Genomic DNA, 17,754 nt, shown 5'->3' on the forward strand with positions numbered 1-17,754 from the left:
AATATCCATTTGGGTCTCCTCACCTTGTTAACTTGATTGTTCAATTCCAAGTTTGGCACATTGCGATGCCGTTTGAGGGGGGAGACCATTCCATCGTTGACCTTATCCTTTAAAGGTGCCTCGAATGGGGTAGTTGTTATCTGGGTTACGTATAAACTCCAAGCCTGATACGAGTTGCTCTAAGTCTGGGCGCACAAACGGCGCATTTGCTATTTCAGCAATATGAATGTCGTTTTTTTCATTCACTACAAATAGCGCAGGTTCAGCAAAATTGTGGTCGGTTTCTTTATCTGAGCGCGGCTTGGAGATGTATAGCCCAAGTTTTTCCATATCTTCTTGCGAGAGACCGTAAGCAATAGGGAACGTAATCGACAGGTCGTCTAGATGCTCATCGAGCTGTGCTTTGCTGTCACCACTTACAGCCACCAAATCAATATTGAGCTCGCGTAGACGACCTTTATAATCTTCTAATTTGTTCAGGAATTTAGTACATATTGGGCAGTGTTTACCGCGATAAACAACCACCATTTTCCAATCACATCCCTCTTCTTTATTGGTAAGCGACACCGTTTCCCCTGTGGATAGGGTTGCTGAGACATCGGGAAATGTCGTTGCTGGATGCATTTTTTGCGTATACATAAAAACTCCTTAAAGTCGGTTTAATCCTTCAAAGTACAAGCGAGATCGCGATAAGCTGCTTTGTACAGATACACATCAAAGTAAAATTCTATACGTTGTACCCAACTTTCAGATCGTTTGTTTGAACAATTGTTCAAATTTTTATTATTTTTCCTCTCGCGTTTTCTATACCAGTGACAGACACAAAAAAGCAGCTCAATTGAGCTGCTTTAATTTTTTAGCCAAGTAACGGTAATCTACAAACGTAGACCTTTATTGTCGTTATCACAAAAACGAAGGTCTTCTTATCGAGACCGGTTCGTATGAGTCTAATAAAGGCTTAGTTCACATAGCCTTCATTAGCTTTCACTGTAAGTGGGTGATAGCCCGGTTTCGCTTCTTCAAATGCGCGTTTAGCAAACGCCTTGCCTTCAGGTGTTTTTGATAGCTCGCGGTAGAGGGGCTTAACAAGCTTATTGCGCCCTATCGACACCAAGTAGCTATACAAACGATCATAGGCAGGCTGATAGTTATTCTCTACTGCGATCATCAACCAGCTATGAGCAATTTCGTTGTTTTTAGTCGAGGTGAGTGAAAACGCTGAATCTAGCTCAGCCAGCTGTGCGTTGCTTAGCGATTCAGGCATGTTGTTTAGAAAATATAGCCACTCGTGTACAGTCCACTGCGCAGTTTCAATATCCGCCGCTTTCACGTCGCCAGAAAGCCAAGCGCTTCGTGTGTCATCGATTTTAGTGAACGCATCAGATTCTGGCTGTGGCGCTTCCTCGGGAATGCCTGGTTCAAAAATCCACGTTTGGATGCGCTCCGCGTCTAGCTTATCTGGATATTGCTTTAACAAGGTATCATCTAAATAAGCAATAAACGTGTCGGTAGTAATGCTCTTAAAAGCAAAGTCTTTAAAGTACTGCATTAAGAAAGCATCAAAGTTTTCTCGGCCAATCTTTTGTTCAATTTCACGTAAGAACAGTGCGCCTTTTTCATAGGGAATATTTGAGAAAACATCGTCCGGATTGCGACCACGAAGGTCGATAGCCAGGATCTCATCATTTTCCTCTAATGCAGCAACATCATTCTCCAGGTCTTGATAACCGAGCACCGCTTCTTTTTTAAAACGATCGTGACCGTAGATCATTTCCATAATTCGGTAAGTTAAGTAGGTTGTGAAGCCCTCGTTTAACCACAGATCACGCCATGTAGCGTTTGTTACCGTGTTACCAGACCAGCTGTGCGCCAGTTCATGAGCAATCAATGAAACCAAGCTTTTATCACCCGCGATAACCGTTGGGGTGATAAACGACAAACGAGGGTTTTCCATACCGCCAAACGGGAATGACGGCGGTAGAATTAATAGATCGTAACGGTCCCACTGGTAAGGTCCATAGGTTTCTTCTGTTACTTCTAACATCGCCTCTGTATCTTCAAATTCTTTCGCTGCACTTTCAAGTAGCGCAGGCTCAGCATACACACCGGTACGTTCACCCATGGCTTTAAATTCTAAATCACCTATTGCCAACGCGATAAGATACGAAGGGATAGGCTGCGGCATAGTGAACTCATATTCACCATCGCGCTCGGTGGTAGGATCGTTTGACGCACTCATCACCGCCAACAGCGCTTCAGGTGTCTTAATGGTCGCGTCATAGGTTACGCGTACTTGCGGTGAGTCTTGAAGCGGAATGAAGCTTCGCGCGTGAACCGCTTGCGCTTGGGTAAACAGAAACGGGTGCTTTTTACCTGCAGTTTGCGCTGGCGTTAACCATTGTACGCCAGACGCTTCAGGTGAGGTTGAATACGCAACCGTTACTGCGTTTGCGGAACTAGGTAACGTAATCGTAAGAGGTGTACCTAAATCAGGGTCGACCTCTCCCATTTCAAAAGGAACACTTTCACCGTCTACGGTAACACTTTGAATGTCTAATGCTCGCGTATCTAACACCAATGTGTTGTTGTCGGGCTTTTCACGCTTTACATCAAGCGTTACGTCGCCAACAAGCTGCTTGGTCTCAAAGTTTGCAGTTAGGTTTAGACTGAGATGGGTAACCCGAATCTCATTAGGGTTCGCGAAGGAGTGATAATCTACCCCAGAGGCAATAGCCGCGTCAGCTTGGTTTGCTACTGCAACATTTTGTGCTTCAGTGTCTGAAGTCGAGTCTACGCTGACGGCTTGATCTTTGTCTGTCTTGGCTGCGTCTACATTGCTGTTGTCACTGCATGCGAACAAAACAGGCGCGCATACGAATGTAGCCAGTAATCCGTATTTTTTCATATAACTTCCTAAAGGATGATTGATACGATCTCAGTGTATCAATCTGTTATATGACTGGCGACTCTAATTCGAAGAGCTGCGTTGTAACTGCGCTATATTTCGAAAAGCAGTAAGGGTTAACGTGAATAAGTGCAGGATAGCTACGCCATCTGACGAAGGCGTAGCTATTTGACAAGGGCATTAACTATCTGCGTTAACCGCTGACTCGTTTGCCGTTTAATTAAGCAAGGCTAATATCTACTTCAATGTTACCGCGGGTCGCATTTGAGTATGGGCATACTTGATGCGCAGTTTCCACCAAGCCTTGCGCTTGTGCTTTGTCCATATCGCCCAAATCTACCGTCAGTTTTACTGCTATAGCAAAGCCTTGTTCAATAGGTCCAATTGCAACGTTGCCAGTTACACTAATGTCATCGGCCAGCTTAATTTTTTGCGATGCAGCCACATGCTTAAGTGCACCGATAAAGCACGCCGAATAGCCCGCTGCGAACATTTGTTCGGGGTTCGTCCCTTCTCCACCTGCACCGCCCAGCTCTTTAGGTGTAGAGAGTTTAAGGTCTAGCTTACCATCACTTGATTTCGCTGTTCCTTCACGACCACCCGTTGCTATTGCACTTCCAGTATAAACGACTTGTTGAAGTTTATGCATAGTTACTCTCCTCATAAATTTATTTAAACAACTACTTTGCATGCAAAATAAATTATCACCAAACCAACTTGCAGATCAAGTGTTTTGCATGCAAAATATTATTGTTAAGAAAAAGCCGTATCGATAAGGGTTAAGCGTCATGTCAGAATTATTAAAGTTGGAAAATCAGCTTTGCCACCGTTTTTATACGCTGTCGAATGCATTCACTCGTGCTTACCGCCCCCTTCTTAAAGCGCTGGATATCACCTATCCTCAATATGTGACTTTAATGGCGCTTTGGGAAGATGACGACATTACTATTGCCGAGCTTTTAGACAGAACGGCCATAGACGGTGGTGCTATGTCGCTGATTCTTAAAAAGCTACAAGAAAAAGGCTTTTTAGTTGTCACTAAAGATAAAGCCGACAAACGCGTTAAGCGCGTTCAACTCACTGAAACGGGCAAGAAGAAGAAAGCCATAGCAGAAGACGTTCCTGCGCAAATGCTCTGCAAGCTCAATGGCATGACTGCAGATGAAAGCCGTACGTTAAAAGTCCTACTGGACAAATTAGGCGGCTGTTTCGAGAATGCAGATTTAAACTAGTCCGGATAGATAATCACCACTCAGCCCTTCATTCCCACGCTTTGCTAGGAAACTTGCCAGCGCCTTGTTAGTGGGCAATTATCTATGCGTATTGGTATTTTAACCTCTTTTTGTAATCTGATTGTCATCAGATTTTTGACGTTTTCTGTTATTATTTTCGCATTGAGCGAACAAGTGTGCGCTATAATTGTCCTAATGGACGTAGTAGGGAAAATGCTGAACCGCGCGCTTCAATTGAAAGCGCTAGTCGCTGAAATGATCGCATGTCTTGTCGAGAAAGTGCGACAAGAGGCTTTAAAGGCATTTACTACCCATTATTCTTAGAAATAAAAAAACAGGAGCTGTGATGATCCAAGAACAGATTCAGACACAGGCTGTGCCACAATCAAAAAGCATTCCTGCAAAAGCCTACTCTGTACTGGAAGAGTGGCTGAACAGCATTAGTCATGGGGTTGGCTTTATTGCTGCTATCGTGGGTTTAGTATTTATGTTGTATCGAGCGGAAGATACGCTCGCGTTAACCACTGCAGCTATTTATGGCTCTACACTCATTCTGGTGTTTTTAAGCTCAACCCTTTATCACGCCATTTCCCATCAAAAGGCAAAGGGATGGCTTAAGCTATTTGACCACAGCGCAATATACTTATTGATAGCAGGTACTTACACACCATTATTACTGGTTTCGATTGGTGGCGTGTTGGGTATTACTATGACCGCGATTATCTGGAGCTTGGCAATTGGCGGCGTGGCGTTTAAGCTCGTCGCGCAGCACCGTTTCCCAAAGGTATCCGTGATGACTTATTTGCTGATGGGATGGATTGCACTGGGTCTTATCTACCCTCTTTATGTCGCCCTTCCCGGTGCTGGCCTATGGTTATTGGTAGCAGGCGGGCTGTGTTTCAGTGTAGGCGTGTGCTTTTACGTGGCAAAAAAGGTAAAGTACACCCATGCAATTTGGCACATGTTCGTGATTGGCGGATGTAGCTGCCACTACTTTTCAATTTATTATTTTGTCGTTTAACAAAAGGCCCAAATTAAGCTGCTATGCCAAAACCATGTAAAAACTTATGCTAACAAACAAGCAAGACGCTGAGAAAAAGAAAGACAGCACTACGTTGACACCAAGTATTGCGTGGTTTTCACTACACGCAGGCCAAATATGCTTGGGTAAAAAGCCCGTTGAAAGTGACTTTGAACGCCTTAAGTCACTGGGTGTTACCCATATTGCAACGGTTCAGACCAGTGAAGAACATGCGCCAGTTATACGCGAAAATTCTGTCGCAGCTGGGCTAGAGTGGCTATGGGTTCCCTTTGTACATCCATCGTCAGAATCGCCTACTGAGGATACGCATCTTCATCAATACCTTCATGAACTATCTCAAATGTTGACCGAAGGAGCGAAGATATACTTACATTGCGATGGCTCACAGCACCGCTGTAGCCTTTTGTTCTATGCACTTTGCCACTATTGCCGTGTTCCATCTAATAGCGCTTACAATGCACTACACAGCTTTGGCGCTAGTGCGGCAAATAACCTTAAGAGATCTGAACTCACATGGGCAGCAGAATTAGGGCATATTGCACCTTAAATGTAGGCCAATAAAAGGCGCGCCTTTGTTATCAACGTTCATTAACGAAGGCGCGCGTGCTGTTTTAACAAAGCAAAGCGTTCATAAGTGCGCCGAGCTTATTTATTTAAAACTGATAAATATTAGCGTTGGTGAGAAGTTTATTCGCGTCTATTTTTTCTTGAACACAGCGCACTATATCAGCACGAGTAAATACATAAATTCGGTCTTTGCGCTCGCGGCTCTCGTCCATTTCAAAATCTTTCAGCACCATACTGATATGTTCATTTTCCGGCAGACCGCGTAAGCCTGATCCAAATCGGCATAAGGTCTCGCTCATGCTCGACTCAAAACCGGCCAGAAACGTTTTGTAAGCTTGCTGCTGCTGCGCTTTTCGCGCCTCCATTTGTTTAGTCTGTTCTTTTTCAATGGCTTTGAGCTCATCCCTCATGCTTTTCTCTTTCGCTTCTAATTGCTTAAGCTGCTCACCAGACTGCTCTTTTTGCGCGAGTAACTCTTTTTTTCGCGCCTCGTCTGCGTGACGCAATTCAAAGGTAATATCTCGCAGTTCGCGCTCTACTTCTCTTGCTTCCCAGGCAAGTTCACGCTGCATGTTGCGCAAGTCGCGTAAGCGACTATTGTTGTCAGCAAACGCCTGAGAAAAACGATGGCTGGTTTCTTCTGCGTAAGCTTCCCACTCTCTGGCTGCTTCAAACACAATGTCATCTACATCACTAAACGAATTTGCAGACGGAACTGGTGGTGCAGGTGGTACGGTGGCAACTAATCCTTCTACCAGCGTTTCTATCTCTCGTACCCAGTTACCGCTTTGGCCTCTTACTGAAAAAGTAAATACCGCCCCCTGGCCAGCAAGATAGCTGGTTTCAATTTGACTCACTCTCCAAGAATCAGTCGCGGCATTTTGTCGTAAGGACGTTTTGAGTACCCCAGACATTATTTCTAATTCATTTGATAGCGTGTCATATTTTTGCGCACTTTGTGCGTTCGCAAGACCACCAGCAGCAGAGCAAAGTAGTAAAGCAGTTAATAAACGTTTCATAATTTCACCTAATTACATTAATCATCTAGCGACGACTGTGGATTGTTTGTTTCATACGGCATGGCTAATGGCACTTCAGAACGGCTTTTGGGTAAATTTACCGCGCTGTACCCTATTTCAATGTCATCAATTTCATCCTGTAGACGCGTAAATTGGCGTGCATAGAATCTTTGATCATCAATACGCTGCTCGTTGATAAATTTAATAAGCTCGGCAAAGTCGTGTTTGCGTTCTTCTCTACTCGATGCTAACAAGTACTTAGTAAGCTCCGCACTGCTTTGTTGCTGCTGTGTAGATAGCGCCTGAGCGTATTCTTTGAATAGTGTTTGGTTTGCTTGTTGATAGAAATCACGTTGCTCACCTAAAGCTTTAGCAACTTCTTGCGTAACGCGTTGCTCAACCATTTCATCCACTGCGTTGGCGCTTTTGTTTGAAAACGTAAGCGCTATACCGTTATCGCTATACGACAGCTTTGCACCGGTGAGTACGGCTAACAGCGCACAGGCCGACATGGCCATGGCACACGACGGCAAGCTAAACCAAGACGACAGCGAACGTGGTTCATCTTTCTTAAAAAAGGTCTGTTCTTTGTCCCACTGGGGAAGTGCCGGAGCAACGAAGCTTGCACTTGCGCTGTTCAAACGGACGCTATTTTCTACCGCCTGCGCGAACTCAGCATCTGAATCGCACAACGCGTTAAACTGCTTTTCCTGCTCGCTATCAAGCGAGTTGTCCAAATAAGCTGAGAATAAGGCTTCTTTGTCATATAAGGTCATTATTCCAACTCCAACTTCAACTTCAACTTTGCCAAGGCTGCGTAAAGTCGCGACTTAGCGGTATTTACTGAGATATCCATTTGCTGTGCAATTTCTTCGAACGTGAAGTGGCCGAAGAATTTCAATTCCACCACCGCCTTTTGGCCCAAAGGTAGGGTCTGCATAGCCTGCGTTAATGCTCTACTCTCTCTGTCGCTATAAAGCTGCATTTCAGGGCATGGCGCACCGCAAAGTGGCGCCTGTATATCGTCAATGTCAGAATGCGGCTTTCGCTTGCGATACAGTTCAACGCAGCGACAGTGGGCAATGCGATAGAGCCAACTTTTAAAACTGCCCTCACCTTTAAAACAGGCAAGACTGCGAAACACAGAGATAAAAATCTCCTGCATTAAATCTGCTGCATCATGGCTATTCCCTGTCATTCGAATACCGTATTGATACATAGCGGTTTCGTAGCGAGATATAAGCGTAAACCACGCTTTTTTATTACCCTTTAATGCCTGTTCCACGAGTTTTTCATCTCGTTTATTAAACACGCCGTTCCCCGTTTTTACGCTCTTTTTTTTACTTAACCATTAAGTCGATAAGCTTTGCAAAAAAGTTTGTTTAATTGATAAATAAATTGTCATTTAGGGAATAACGCCAATGAAACTGTGCTTTAAGCGATGGATGAAGAACTTCTTTGGGGTTGGTGCACAAGACAATAATTGATGTCAGCAATAAAAAAGCGGCTGAACCTATAGGCTTAACCGCTTTAGCTAAATATGAAAGGTAGCGCGCTCAGCGCCAAGGTTATTTTAGTGTAGGAATAGGCAACAGTGGCGAGATAATTTCACCGATACGACGAAACAGCTGCATACGCGTAGTGCCTGAACGCCATACTAAGCCAATCTCACGAAACCCCTGCTCTTCAGCGGGGAAGCTCTTAAGACCTGTGTGCTCAAGAATAGACTGGTTTATCGCAAGTTCAGGTAAGAAGGTGTAACCCATTTTGCTATTCGCTAATTGCACCAAGGTATATAAGCTGCTTGCCGCTACGCTGCTAATTTGGTCGCTGTGCTGAAGGTTACACGCGCTCACCGCATGCCCGGTCATACAATGTTCTTGCTGAAGTAAGAAAATACTCTTTTTAGGCAGGGTTGAAATGTCGACAGGATTAGGTAGTTGCTCAGCCATATCTTTGTGCGCAATAAGATGGAACGGGTCATGCCCCAAGACCATCTGTTTACACCCTGGTGTTTCCATTGGCAACGCTAGAATAAGTAAGTCTAATCTGCCGTCGGTCAATTGCTGTAGCAACTTCTCCGTTGTGTCTTCCTGCATTTCTAAGTTGATCTCGGGTAAAAATGCAGAAAACGCCCCCATCATGCCTTCAAAAAGAAACGGCGCAATGGTTGGAATAACACCTAGTTTTAAGGTGCCTCGCTGCCAATTGCCCGCGTTTTGCGCATACTCAACCAGCTCTCCCGCTTCCTGAAGTAGCACTTTACTGCGTTCAACAATATCTAGTCCCAACGATGTAAACACAAAGGTTTTATGTTCACGCTCAAGAAGTTGGCTTCCGAAGTGCTCTTCAAGGTTCTGAATGGCCGTACTCAATGTTGACTGACTTACGTTACAGCGCTGTGCAGCACGGTGAAAATGTTGCTCTTGATGTAGCGTCACCAAATAGTGCAGGTGCTTAAGATTAGGCCATTTCATGGGCATCTCACAATTATTTAAAAAGGGATTAAAAAATATTGGATTAATCTAACATAAAGATTAAATAGCGCCTAGGGTTGATACCCATGGTTAACGAGAGCGATCTTCTATTATTCGCAGCTGTGCGTATACAACATCCTAAAAAAAGAGGTAGATAATTCTGTTTATTGTGCAATCTATAAGAAGCTTTTGAGAATTTGACATTTCGCGCTGGAAAGCCCCCATAAGTAGCGTTAGGATTAAATTAAAGCATTATACGCAACATATTTTTACAGCGAAGTAAGACCCGCTCTTGTATCATTCAGTCAATAGAGCAATTAACTATTGAGGGCAGTATGAAAGGACATTATAAGAACATTTTATGCGTATTGAGTGACTCGCATCGTCAAGATGATACGGTAGCCCAAGCACTGCATATCGCCAAAGCGCATCAAGCCTCGCTTACCATTATGCTTTCGTTAGAATCTTTACCGCCCAACGCCAGTATGGTTATGGAGTCTTTCTCTTATGTTGATTCTCAGCAAACCATGGAAACCCAAGCCCAGCATTGGTTAAAAGAACAAGCAGAAAGCTGGGGAAAACACTATCCTGTGTCTACCGCGGTAACGGTAGGTCAGCCGCTCATTGACGTTGTGCGTTATGTAAAAAAGAACAATATCGATCTAGTAATTAAACGGGCAGAAGAGAGCTTTCTAGATAAGTTGTTCGGAAGCTTAGACATGCGTTTATTCCGCAAATGCCCTTGCCCGGTTTGGATCATTAACCACAAGCCTCGCAGTCAGTACAAAAACGTAGTTGCAGCACTGGATTTAAACTATCACTATCCACAGCATGAAGTGTCTATTAGGCGCGATCTTAATCGCGACATTTTGCGTCACGCAAGCCAAATAGCCTTGCTAGAATTTGCACAGCTGCACATTGTCCACGTTTTCGATGCGGTTCCTGAGAACATAGCAAGAGACGGGTTTATATCGGTTGATAACGACAGAATGGAAACCGATCTTGCAAAAATCCATGCCGAGCGTGAATCGGAACTAGACAAATTGCTTGAAGAACTAGGCAATGAATTGGATGACAATGTATTAGAGTATTTGAAACCTCTGAAGCACATTGTTCACGGCTACCCTAGAAGAGAAATTGCAGCCACTACCACGTCCCTTGATACCGACATTATCGTAATGGGCACAGTGGCACGTTTGGGCGTGCCTGGCTATATCATGGGCGACACCGCGGAAGAAACCATTCATCAGCTAAAATGCGCCGTAGTGGGCGTTAAACCACGCGGTTTTGAAACGCCTATCTCTATTGATTAAAGAAAACATTCCACAAACAAAAAGGCCGTGCTTCACTTCAAGCACGGCCTTTTTTAATTCTTTTCGCTTAATACGAACGTTTGTAAGCGCTGTGTTTTACGCTACGCCAAACGACGCTTTAAGAATGTAGAAGAAAATAATCGAGAGGATTGCGCCTGCAGGCAACGTAACAATCCACGATACGACGATATTTCTCACAATGCCTAGGTTAAGCGCTGATACACCACGCGCCAGACCTACACCTAGTACCGCTCCTACAAGCGTTTGGGTAGTCGAAATAGGTAAACCTGTACCTGATGCGATAACTACCGTACACGCTGCAGCGAGTTCTGCTGCAAAACCGCGGCTTGGTGTTAAGTGTGTAATACCTTGACCAATGGTCTTGATAACGCGATGTCCAAATAGCGCAAGACCCGCAACAATACCTAAACCACCAAGAGGAAGGATCCAAGGTGCAAGCGTAGTGCTAGAGTTAATTTCGCCGCCACTACTTACTACGCTAACTACCGCAGCCAATGGTCCAATAGCGTTAGCTACATCATTTGAACCGTGGGCAAACGCCATACAACAGGCTGTTACTACCATTAGAAGTGCGAATACTTTCTCAACGTTAGCCGCCTGTAGGTCTGCATCTTCAGAACCGCTGAACTTCATACGGCCGATAAACCATTTACCCAAGAAGCCCAACGCTACGGCAATAGCAATCGCCAGCACATATCCGTTAACAGCGCTTAGCTCTAAACCAACGTGCTTAAGGCCTTTCTTGATAGTAACAAGCGACATCACAAAGCCCGCTAATGCCATATAGAACGGCACATAACGCTTAGCATTTGCAAACGGAGAGGCAGTTTGGAAGATGAGCTTGTGCGCGCTCATGAAAATAAGATAAGCAATGATGCCTGAAATAGCTGGGGTTACTACCCAACTACCAACAATACCACCCACTTTGTCCCATGCTACTGCGTCCATGCTGACGCCAGTGGCAGTAAAACCGATGATTGCACCGATAATTGAGTGAGTGGTAGATACAGGCCACCCCAACCATGACGCTACCGCAAGCCAGATTCCAGCTGCAAGTAGTGATGAGATCATGCCTAATACAAGGTATTCAGGTATGTCTATAAAATAGGTTGAGTCGATAATCCCTTTTCGAATGGTAGACGTTACTTCGCCACCTGCTAGGTAGGCGCCAGCAAACTCAAATATCATTGCAATGATAATGGCTTGTTTTATGGTTAAAGCTTTAGAACCTACTGACGTACCCATTGCGTTGGCAACGTCATTCGCTCCAATACCCCATGCCATGACGAAACCAACGCCGGCGGCAAGGATTATAAGAATTAGGCCATAACTTTCAAAAAATTCCACGGATAATCGCTCCCGATCTAAACGCGATTTAGGCTGGACGCTACTTGAGTAAGTAGCATGATCTCTTCACCACAAAGGCTAGAGAATGAAGTTAAAGACAAATTGTGTTTTATCATAAGGTTCGATTAAATTTTGCACGATCTGTTCTTGGCTGCGGCGCATGATAACGTAATCATGTTAGAAGCCATAGCGAAAATCACTGAAAAACGATAAAAGTATGCGGAATTATTTGAATGCGATGATAAATCCACCAAATATTTCAGTTTTATGACAAATAAATTTCGCATGTATCCATATTTGAATATCAATACGCAAAATCGTACTGACCATTTGGACAGGATTACGTCAAATCTTCCAATTTTTGTTGCATATTTTCCAACGGTGTATGCCTAACATCGGTACCCCGAGTAAGATAAACCACATACTCACACACATTCTTACATCTATCGCCAATGCGCTCTAACGAGCGCATTGCCCACAAAACATCCAACCAATCCTGCATGTCATCGGTGCTTTTCTGCATTTCGGAGGTGGTATACGACAGCAGACGCTTGTATTCACTATCAATGCGGTTGTCTTGGTCGTACACTTCTAATGCCGCAGCCTCATCCTGACGAGCAAAAGCGTCGAATGTGCCGCGCATCATGGCGGCCACGCGCTCGCCAATGAGCAACATGCTGCTCTTAATGGTATCTGAGCTCGGCAACTTATTGCGCGTTACTAGTTTGGCTATACGCTCGATTTCATCGCCCATTCGCTCTATATCGGTAATGGCTTTGGAAATGGTCATAATTAAACGCAGATCGCTGGCGGTAGGATGACGTTTTGCAATAATGCGTAAGCACTCTTCGTCAATTTGAATTTCCATGGAGTTAATTTTTAAGTCGTTCAACACCACTTTTTCAGCCAGAGCGGCATGATTGTGCTTTACCGCTTTTAACGTATCCACCAGCTGCTGTTCAACTTCGCCCCCCATGGTTAATACCGAGTTACGCAAGTTTTCCAGCTCGATATTAAACGTACCCGAAATATGCGTGTTTAAGGCTACCTGTCGCATGGTGATTTCTCCTCGCGGCGTAAGCATAACGAATAACGACAATCAATCGTGCCGCTACCTGTGGCAGAACTATCGTGACAAACCGCTACGTCTTGCCAAACTTCAGCATTGCGGTACAAACCCATGTGAGAACACACACCTACTGCTACCTTATCCATATCGCCCCGTTATGTAGTCTTCGGTTTGCTTCTTCTCTGGCATAGTAAACAGTGTATCGCTGTCTGCATATTCTATCAGCCTGCCCTGATGGAAAAAGGCGGTGTAGTCGCTTACCCTAGCCGCTTGCTGCATGTTGTGCGTCACGATAATAATGGTGCATTGTTTCTTTAATGCATCCATCAGTTCTTCGATAAAAAGCGTGGTCAGAGGGTCAAGGGCTGAGGTTGGTTCATCAAGAAGAAGAATGTCGGGCTTCAACGCCAGTGCTCTTGCAATCACCAAACGCTGTTGCTGACCGCCAGATAAAACATGAGCGGACTCAAATAAACGATCTTTAACCTCGTCCCACAGCGCCGCCTGTTTCAATGCGCTTTCCACCGCGTCATCTAAGTGTCGACGAATTTTAACGCCTTGAAGCTTAAGCCCGTAGCACACGTTCTCATAAATGCTCATAGGAAAGGGGTTGGGTCGCTGAAAAACCATGCCCACGTTCGTTCTTAGGCGTGACACATTTACTTTGCGGCTATTGATGTTTTGCCCATCAATAATAATTTCACCATCGTATTTGCAACCGTCATACAAATCGTTAAGGCGATTGAAACAGCTAATGAGTGTAGATTTACCGCAACCACTTTGACCAATTAACGCTGTAATTTTGTTTTTTGGGATCCGCATGCTGATGTCATTTAACACATGCTTGTTGCCAAACCACAGGTTGAGGTTTTTAACCTCTACCGCAGTTTGTTCTTCACCAATGTCGTTAACGTTTAGCGTATTGTGTTCAAACAACTTCAACATGTTACAAAACCTGTATTATCCTTTGAGATAGCGTTTGCGTAGGCGCGCTCTAAGTACAACGGCCAAAATATTTAATACGAACACCACCACAAGTAAAAGCAAGCAAGCGGCAAACATCATACTTGCACTCTTTCCATCAGTTTGGCTGTGAAACGCTCCGTCATAAATAAGCACGCCCAAATGCATAAACTGTCTATCAAGGTGGAGATAAGGAAACTCTCCATCTATAGGCAAGGTTGGCGCAAACTTGACCGCCCCCACTAACATAAGTGGCGCTACTTCACCTGCCGCCCTCGCAATCGCCAAAATTACGCCAGTCATAATACCCGGAGACGCAATAGGCAATACGGTACGCACTATAGTCTCAATTTTGGTAGCTCCTAATGCGTAACTGCCCGCTTTCAATCCTTCCGGCACCCTGCGCAAGCCTTCTTCAGTCGCCACAATCACTACAGGTAAGGTCAAAATTGCCATGGTTAAGGCAGCCCAGAAAACGCCAGGGCTTCCCATTGTGGGTGCTGGCAGTGTGTCACTAAACAATAGCTCATCAATACTGCCGCCCAAGGTATAAACAAAGAAACCAAGGCCGAATACGCCGTAAACAATAGAAGGTACACCTGCCATGTTGCTTACACTGACACGAATAATGGTGGTAAGCGCCGTGTTAGGTGCATACTCGCTCAAGTAAATAGCGGCTAATACACCAAAGGGCGTTACGATGATGGTCATTAAAAATACCATGAGTACAGTGCCAAACAACGCAGGGAAGACGCCACCTGAGGTATTCGCTTGTTTAGGGGAATCGGTGAGAAAAACACCGATTTCCGAAAACGCCACCTGCCACTTTTCCCATGTACTTAGACGACTGACAAAATCCACATCTTGAATACTAGATATGGGAATAACAAACGGCGTTTCGTCAGCAAAACTTACCAATAAGGTATACTCGGCTCGTGTTGCTTCTAACGCTTCCACACGCTTTTGGTATTCGTCAAACGATGCCACTAAACGCTCTCTTGCTGGCGCGTCGGCAACAACATTACGTTTATCAAATTGAGATAGCGCTTCGTGAATAGGTGCAAGGTGTTGCGTATTTAAATCTTCAATTTGAGCGCTTATTTGGGCCACTTCCTCTAGCACAATGTCAATGTTACCAAGAGGTTGAGGCGGTTTAGATGGCACGACGATGTATTCAGGAATTGCCAACACACGCCTGCCGTCTAACAGTTTTATTTCTGCGCTTTGGTTTGCAAGTAGAGAAGTCTCTATTTCCTCTCGAGATAACTGGATTTGAAAGCCATAAGGATGCTGAGCATCTGAGAACTTAAGTGTCACATCCTCATTTGTTGATTCATCAAATAGGTTCGCAAGCACCGAAAACCTTGTGCCGTCTTGATGCGTACCGGTAACCGTATAGATGGGCTCTGGCCAAAAATATGCCGTACCTCGAAAACTAATAAGTATAAGAACGCTAACTAGCGCAATAAGCAGCAGGCTGGTGAAAAAAGCCGTTAAGCTAATGACTAACGATTGACGCTGTACCGCACTTAACCCAAACGTTGTTCGATTAACCATAGTACGCCCTACTTCTTATACGCTGTCGCAATAGCTCTGCCATGGTGTTTACCAAGAAGGTAAACAGGAACAAAATACACGCGGTGAAAAATAGAATTTGATAGTGCGCCGATGATACATCTGCTTCTGGAAGTTCAATTGCCAAGTTAGCAGTAAGTGCTCGCAAACCTTCTATCAAGCCCCAACTGGAGATTGGCGTATTCCCCGTCACCATAAGGACTATCATGGTTTCACCAAACGCGCGGCCAAAACCTAGCATAATCGCGGCAACAATACCCGGTAGTGCAACGTGAAGCACAACATGAAGTAAGGTCTGTAGTCGTGTGGCGCCTAAAGCAAAAGAGGCGTGTTTTAAATCATTTGGAACGCCGTTTATGGCATCTTCAGCAAGGGAATAGATACTAGGTGATATGGCCACACCTAACGCTAACGCTACCACTATAGTCGTTTTCCCGATGGGACTATCGGACTCGGCCGCAAGCATTGTAAACCCGTCTACCCCCATTATCGAGAAAATAAGCGAAGGCGCATACTCCACGCTAATAAAACCTAAAAGGAACACTCCGCTTATAGCAAATAGTAGTTCTGCTCCGTGTCTTAGCTTCTTTGGTAAGTATTCCGCAACAGGACGCTGCACCAGGGCAACGACAATAAGCACAAAAGGGATAACGATTAGGAAAAAGGCAAAGGAAAATAAAAACTGCTCAGCTTTTGGCGACAACCAAATAGCCGCGATGAAGCCGATGAGTACACTGGGAATCGCTTCGAGCAATTCGATAGCCGGCTTAATAACGTTGCGAAGGCGGCTTTTAGCAAAAAACGCGGTGTAAATTGCGGCACCGATAGCAACCGGAATAGCAATAAGCAGCGCTAAAAGAGAGGCTTTAATACTGCCTATTAATAGCGGTGTTAAGCTAAACTTTGCCTCTTGAAAATCAGAGGCACTGGTGGTTTGCCATACGGTTTCTTCCGTTTCATACCCTTCGTAGTGCTGCGGTTCAAACAGAGAGGCCCATGTAGTAACGCCGCTTAAGTGCCTGCCTTCCCATACTGATAAGGTGCTATCTGAATAGACATAAAGCTTATTGCCGTACCAAATGATATTCTCAGCAGAACGCTCTATCTGTTGTGATGCCACTACATCGCCTGATACACGGTTTACCAACAACACTCTTGCTTTATCGGTCAGCACAGCCACCAAGTTCATACTGGCATGTTCTGCCACATCCTTAACGTTCTCTCCTGGTAGCGCTACTTGGTAGGTTTGTTCAAAGGTAAGGCCTTTATCGCTTTTGCTCAGCACCCAGCGAGTAAGTGCCTGTGTATTGCTGTTCATTAGGAAAAAGGTGCGGTCTTTAGCAAGTGGGAATACAATCTTCTCATCTAATGACGCTGTGATGTTTTCTGCTATTGGCAGTAGTGACGCCCCTTCATCCGTGAGCCTATTTAGGTAAAGCGCATCATCCACTTGGAGTAACACGCTCTGACTGCCGGGTAACAATACGAGTCTGTCTATATTATGAAACCGTTTATCCACAACCTGTGTAGGACGAAGCCGATTTACCCAACGGATAAACACTTTATTGTCTTGAACGATAGAAACCACTGCCCATTTTGAGGACAGTGCAATGCTCCAGTCACTGCGTCTCTCCCACTCATCTTTGGGAAGCGCGAACGTAATGCTGTTCGACAACGCCGCTTGCGGCGTACTTGTGGCAATATCCTCTGCGCTACCGTCGGTCATATTGAACGATCTAACCGGTAAAACTCTCACTTGGGCGTTGGGAGAAACGTCTACGATATAGTTCTCTCCCATCACACTGTGGGAAGACAGTCTATGCTCACAAGGGCGGATGTAATCGTGATTACTTACCAGAGCATCGCCTTTAAGCAACTTTAATCCCAATCGACAGTCAGACTTCCTAACCAGCATTGGCTGACTGTTAATGATGTCGCCTGCGCTGATAATTTTTTCATTATCTGACGTTTTCAAGCTCAACAGATGATTTAAGCTAGGGGTATATGCCAACGGCAGAGCTTGGCTGATTAGATGGGTAATAAGAATAACTAACGTCAACAAAACAAGGCCGCCGAAGCCGGTCACTACATAGCGTGACCACCTGTCGCTTCGCTGGCGTTTTTTGTTTGTGCTGTTGCTGTCGAAAGTCATGCGGCTGTTTAGTAATTCTTATTTTCGAAATTCTTCATTTTTAAGAAGAATAACTCTAAATTGCACTGGTGA

At 44.8% G+C, this 17,754-nt stretch carries 17 protein-coding genes; 4 read left to right on the plus strand and 13 right to left on the minus strand.

Features of this window, described 5'->3' with window-relative positions; genetic code table 11:
• Positions 1 to 102: 102 nt before the first annotated feature.
• The 3 genes from F0261_RS16325 to F0261_RS16335 all read right to left on the minus strand — a co-directional run bounded on the left by F0261_RS16325 (position 103) and on the right by F0261_RS16335 (position 3,554).
• The gene (locus F0261_RS16325) at positions 103 to 639 is read right to left on the minus strand and encodes a redoxin domain-containing protein (RefSeq protein WP_014975770.1); all 537 of its coding nucleotides are present in this window, start codon (positions 637 to 639) and stop codon (positions 103 to 105) included.
• Between the two features lie 319 nt (positions 640 to 958).
• Positions 959 to 2,905, minus strand: a complete 1,947-nt coding sequence (locus F0261_RS16330; RefSeq protein WP_171338467.1) for a M1 family metallopeptidase — start codon at positions 2,903 to 2,905, stop codon at positions 959 to 961.
• Positions 2,906 to 3,125: 220 nt separating this feature from the next.
• Positions 3,126 to 3,554, minus strand: a complete 429-nt coding sequence (locus tag F0261_RS16335) for an organic hydroperoxide resistance protein (protein WP_171338468.1) — start codon at positions 3,552 to 3,554, stop codon at positions 3,126 to 3,128.
• A 139-nt stretch (positions 3,555 to 3,693) separates the two neighbouring features.
• Between F0261_RS16335 and F0261_RS16340 the strand changes: the two genes are divergently transcribed.
• The 3 genes from F0261_RS16340 to F0261_RS16350 all read left to right on the plus strand — a co-directional run bounded on the left by F0261_RS16340 (position 3,694) and on the right by F0261_RS16350 (position 5,726).
• Positions 3,694 to 4,137, plus strand: coding sequence for a MarR family winged helix-turn-helix transcriptional regulator (locus F0261_RS16340; protein WP_171338469.1), 444 nt, complete (start codon positions 3,694 to 3,696; stop codon positions 4,135 to 4,137).
• A gap of 346 nt (positions 4,138 to 4,483) precedes the next feature.
• The gene (locus F0261_RS16345) at positions 4,484 to 5,158 is read left to right on the plus strand and encodes a hemolysin III family protein (RefSeq protein WP_014948411.1); all 675 of its coding nucleotides are present in this window, start codon (positions 4,484 to 4,486) and stop codon (positions 5,156 to 5,158) included.
• A 46-nt stretch (positions 5,159 to 5,204) separates the two neighbouring features.
• Positions 5,205 to 5,726: a hypothetical protein gene (locus F0261_RS16350; protein WP_171338470.1), complete on the plus strand. Its 522-nt coding sequence runs from the start codon at positions 5,205 to 5,207 to the stop codon at positions 5,724 to 5,726.
• A 106-nt stretch (positions 5,727 to 5,832) separates the two neighbouring features.
• On the opposite strand, the gene F0261_RS16355 is transcribed toward F0261_RS16350, so the two are convergent.
• From F0261_RS16355 to F0261_RS16370, 4 genes are all read right to left on the minus strand, one after another.
• Positions 5,833 to 6,765, minus strand: coding sequence for a hypothetical protein (locus F0261_RS16355; RefSeq protein ID WP_014948409.1), 933 nt, complete (start codon positions 6,763 to 6,765; stop codon positions 5,833 to 5,835).
• 17 nt (positions 6,766 to 6,782) lie between these two features.
• A complete protein-coding gene (locus F0261_RS16360; RefSeq protein ID WP_014948408.1) occupies positions 6,783 to 7,541 on the minus strand; it encodes a hypothetical protein in 759 nt (252 codons plus the stop codon).
• Complete coding sequence (locus F0261_RS16365; RefSeq protein ID WP_014948407.1) at positions 7,541 to 8,077, minus strand: RNA polymerase sigma factor; 537 nt, start codon at positions 8,075 to 8,077, stop codon at positions 7,541 to 7,543. Before F0261_RS16365 ends, F0261_RS16360 begins: the two co-directional genes overlap by 1 nt.
• A gap of 256 nt (positions 8,078 to 8,333) precedes the next feature.
• The gene (locus tag F0261_RS16370) at positions 8,334 to 9,242 is read right to left on the minus strand and encodes a hydrogen peroxide-inducible genes activator (RefSeq protein ID WP_014948406.1); all 909 of its coding nucleotides are present in this window, start codon (positions 9,240 to 9,242) and stop codon (positions 8,334 to 8,336) included.
• Positions 9,243 to 9,577: 335 nt separating this feature from the next.
• Between F0261_RS16370 and F0261_RS16375 the strand changes: the two genes are divergently transcribed.
• Positions 9,578 to 10,555, plus strand: a complete 978-nt coding sequence (locus F0261_RS16375; RefSeq protein WP_014948405.1) for a universal stress protein — start codon at positions 9,578 to 9,580, stop codon at positions 10,553 to 10,555.
• A gap of 96 nt (positions 10,556 to 10,651) precedes the next feature.
• Here F0261_RS16375 and F0261_RS16380 read toward each other — a convergent pair whose 3' ends face one another.
• The 6 genes from F0261_RS16380 to F0261_RS16405 all read right to left on the minus strand — a co-directional run bounded on the left by F0261_RS16380 (position 10,652) and on the right by F0261_RS16405 (position 17,682).
• A complete protein-coding gene (locus F0261_RS16380) occupies positions 10,652 to 11,923 on the minus strand; it encodes an inorganic phosphate transporter (protein ID WP_039224609.1) in 1,272 nt (423 codons plus the stop codon).
• Positions 11,924 to 12,263: 340 nt separating this feature from the next.
• Entirely contained in the window at positions 12,264 to 12,980 is a 717-nt protein-coding gene (phoU, locus tag F0261_RS16385; protein WP_014948403.1) for a phosphate signaling complex protein PhoU, read from the minus strand.
• Positions 12,968 to 13,138 carry a hypothetical protein gene (locus F0261_RS16390; RefSeq protein ID WP_171338471.1) on the minus strand — a complete coding sequence of 57 codons (171 nt, stop codon included), beginning with the start codon at positions 13,136 to 13,138 and terminating at the stop codon, positions 12,968 to 12,970. Before F0261_RS16390 ends, phoU begins: the two co-directional genes overlap by 13 nt.
• On the minus strand, positions 13,131 to 13,937 hold the full coding sequence (gene pstB, locus F0261_RS16395; RefSeq protein ID WP_014948402.1) for a phosphate ABC transporter ATP-binding protein PstB: 807 nt from the start codon (positions 13,935 to 13,937) through the stop codon (positions 13,131 to 13,133). The genes F0261_RS16390 and pstB overlap by 8 nt, the downstream gene beginning before the upstream one ends.
• A 15-nt stretch (positions 13,938 to 13,952) precedes the next feature.
• On the minus strand, positions 13,953 to 15,512 hold the full coding sequence (gene pstA / locus F0261_RS16400) for a phosphate ABC transporter permease PstA (RefSeq protein WP_075176031.1): 1,560 nt from the start codon (positions 15,510 to 15,512) through the stop codon (positions 13,953 to 13,955).
• Positions 15,505 to 17,682, minus strand: a complete 2,178-nt coding sequence (locus tag F0261_RS16405) for an ABC transporter permease subunit (protein ID WP_171338472.1) — start codon at positions 17,680 to 17,682, stop codon at positions 15,505 to 15,507. The genes pstA and F0261_RS16405 overlap by 8 nt, the downstream gene beginning before the upstream one ends.
• Positions 17,683 to 17,754: the final 72 nt, after the last annotated feature.

It is taken from the genome of Alteromonas sp. 07-89-2 (assembly GCF_013113925.1).
In the GTDB taxonomy this organism is placed as follows: Bacteria; Pseudomonadota; Gammaproteobacteria; order Enterobacterales; family Alteromonadaceae; genus Alteromonas; species Alteromonas macleodii.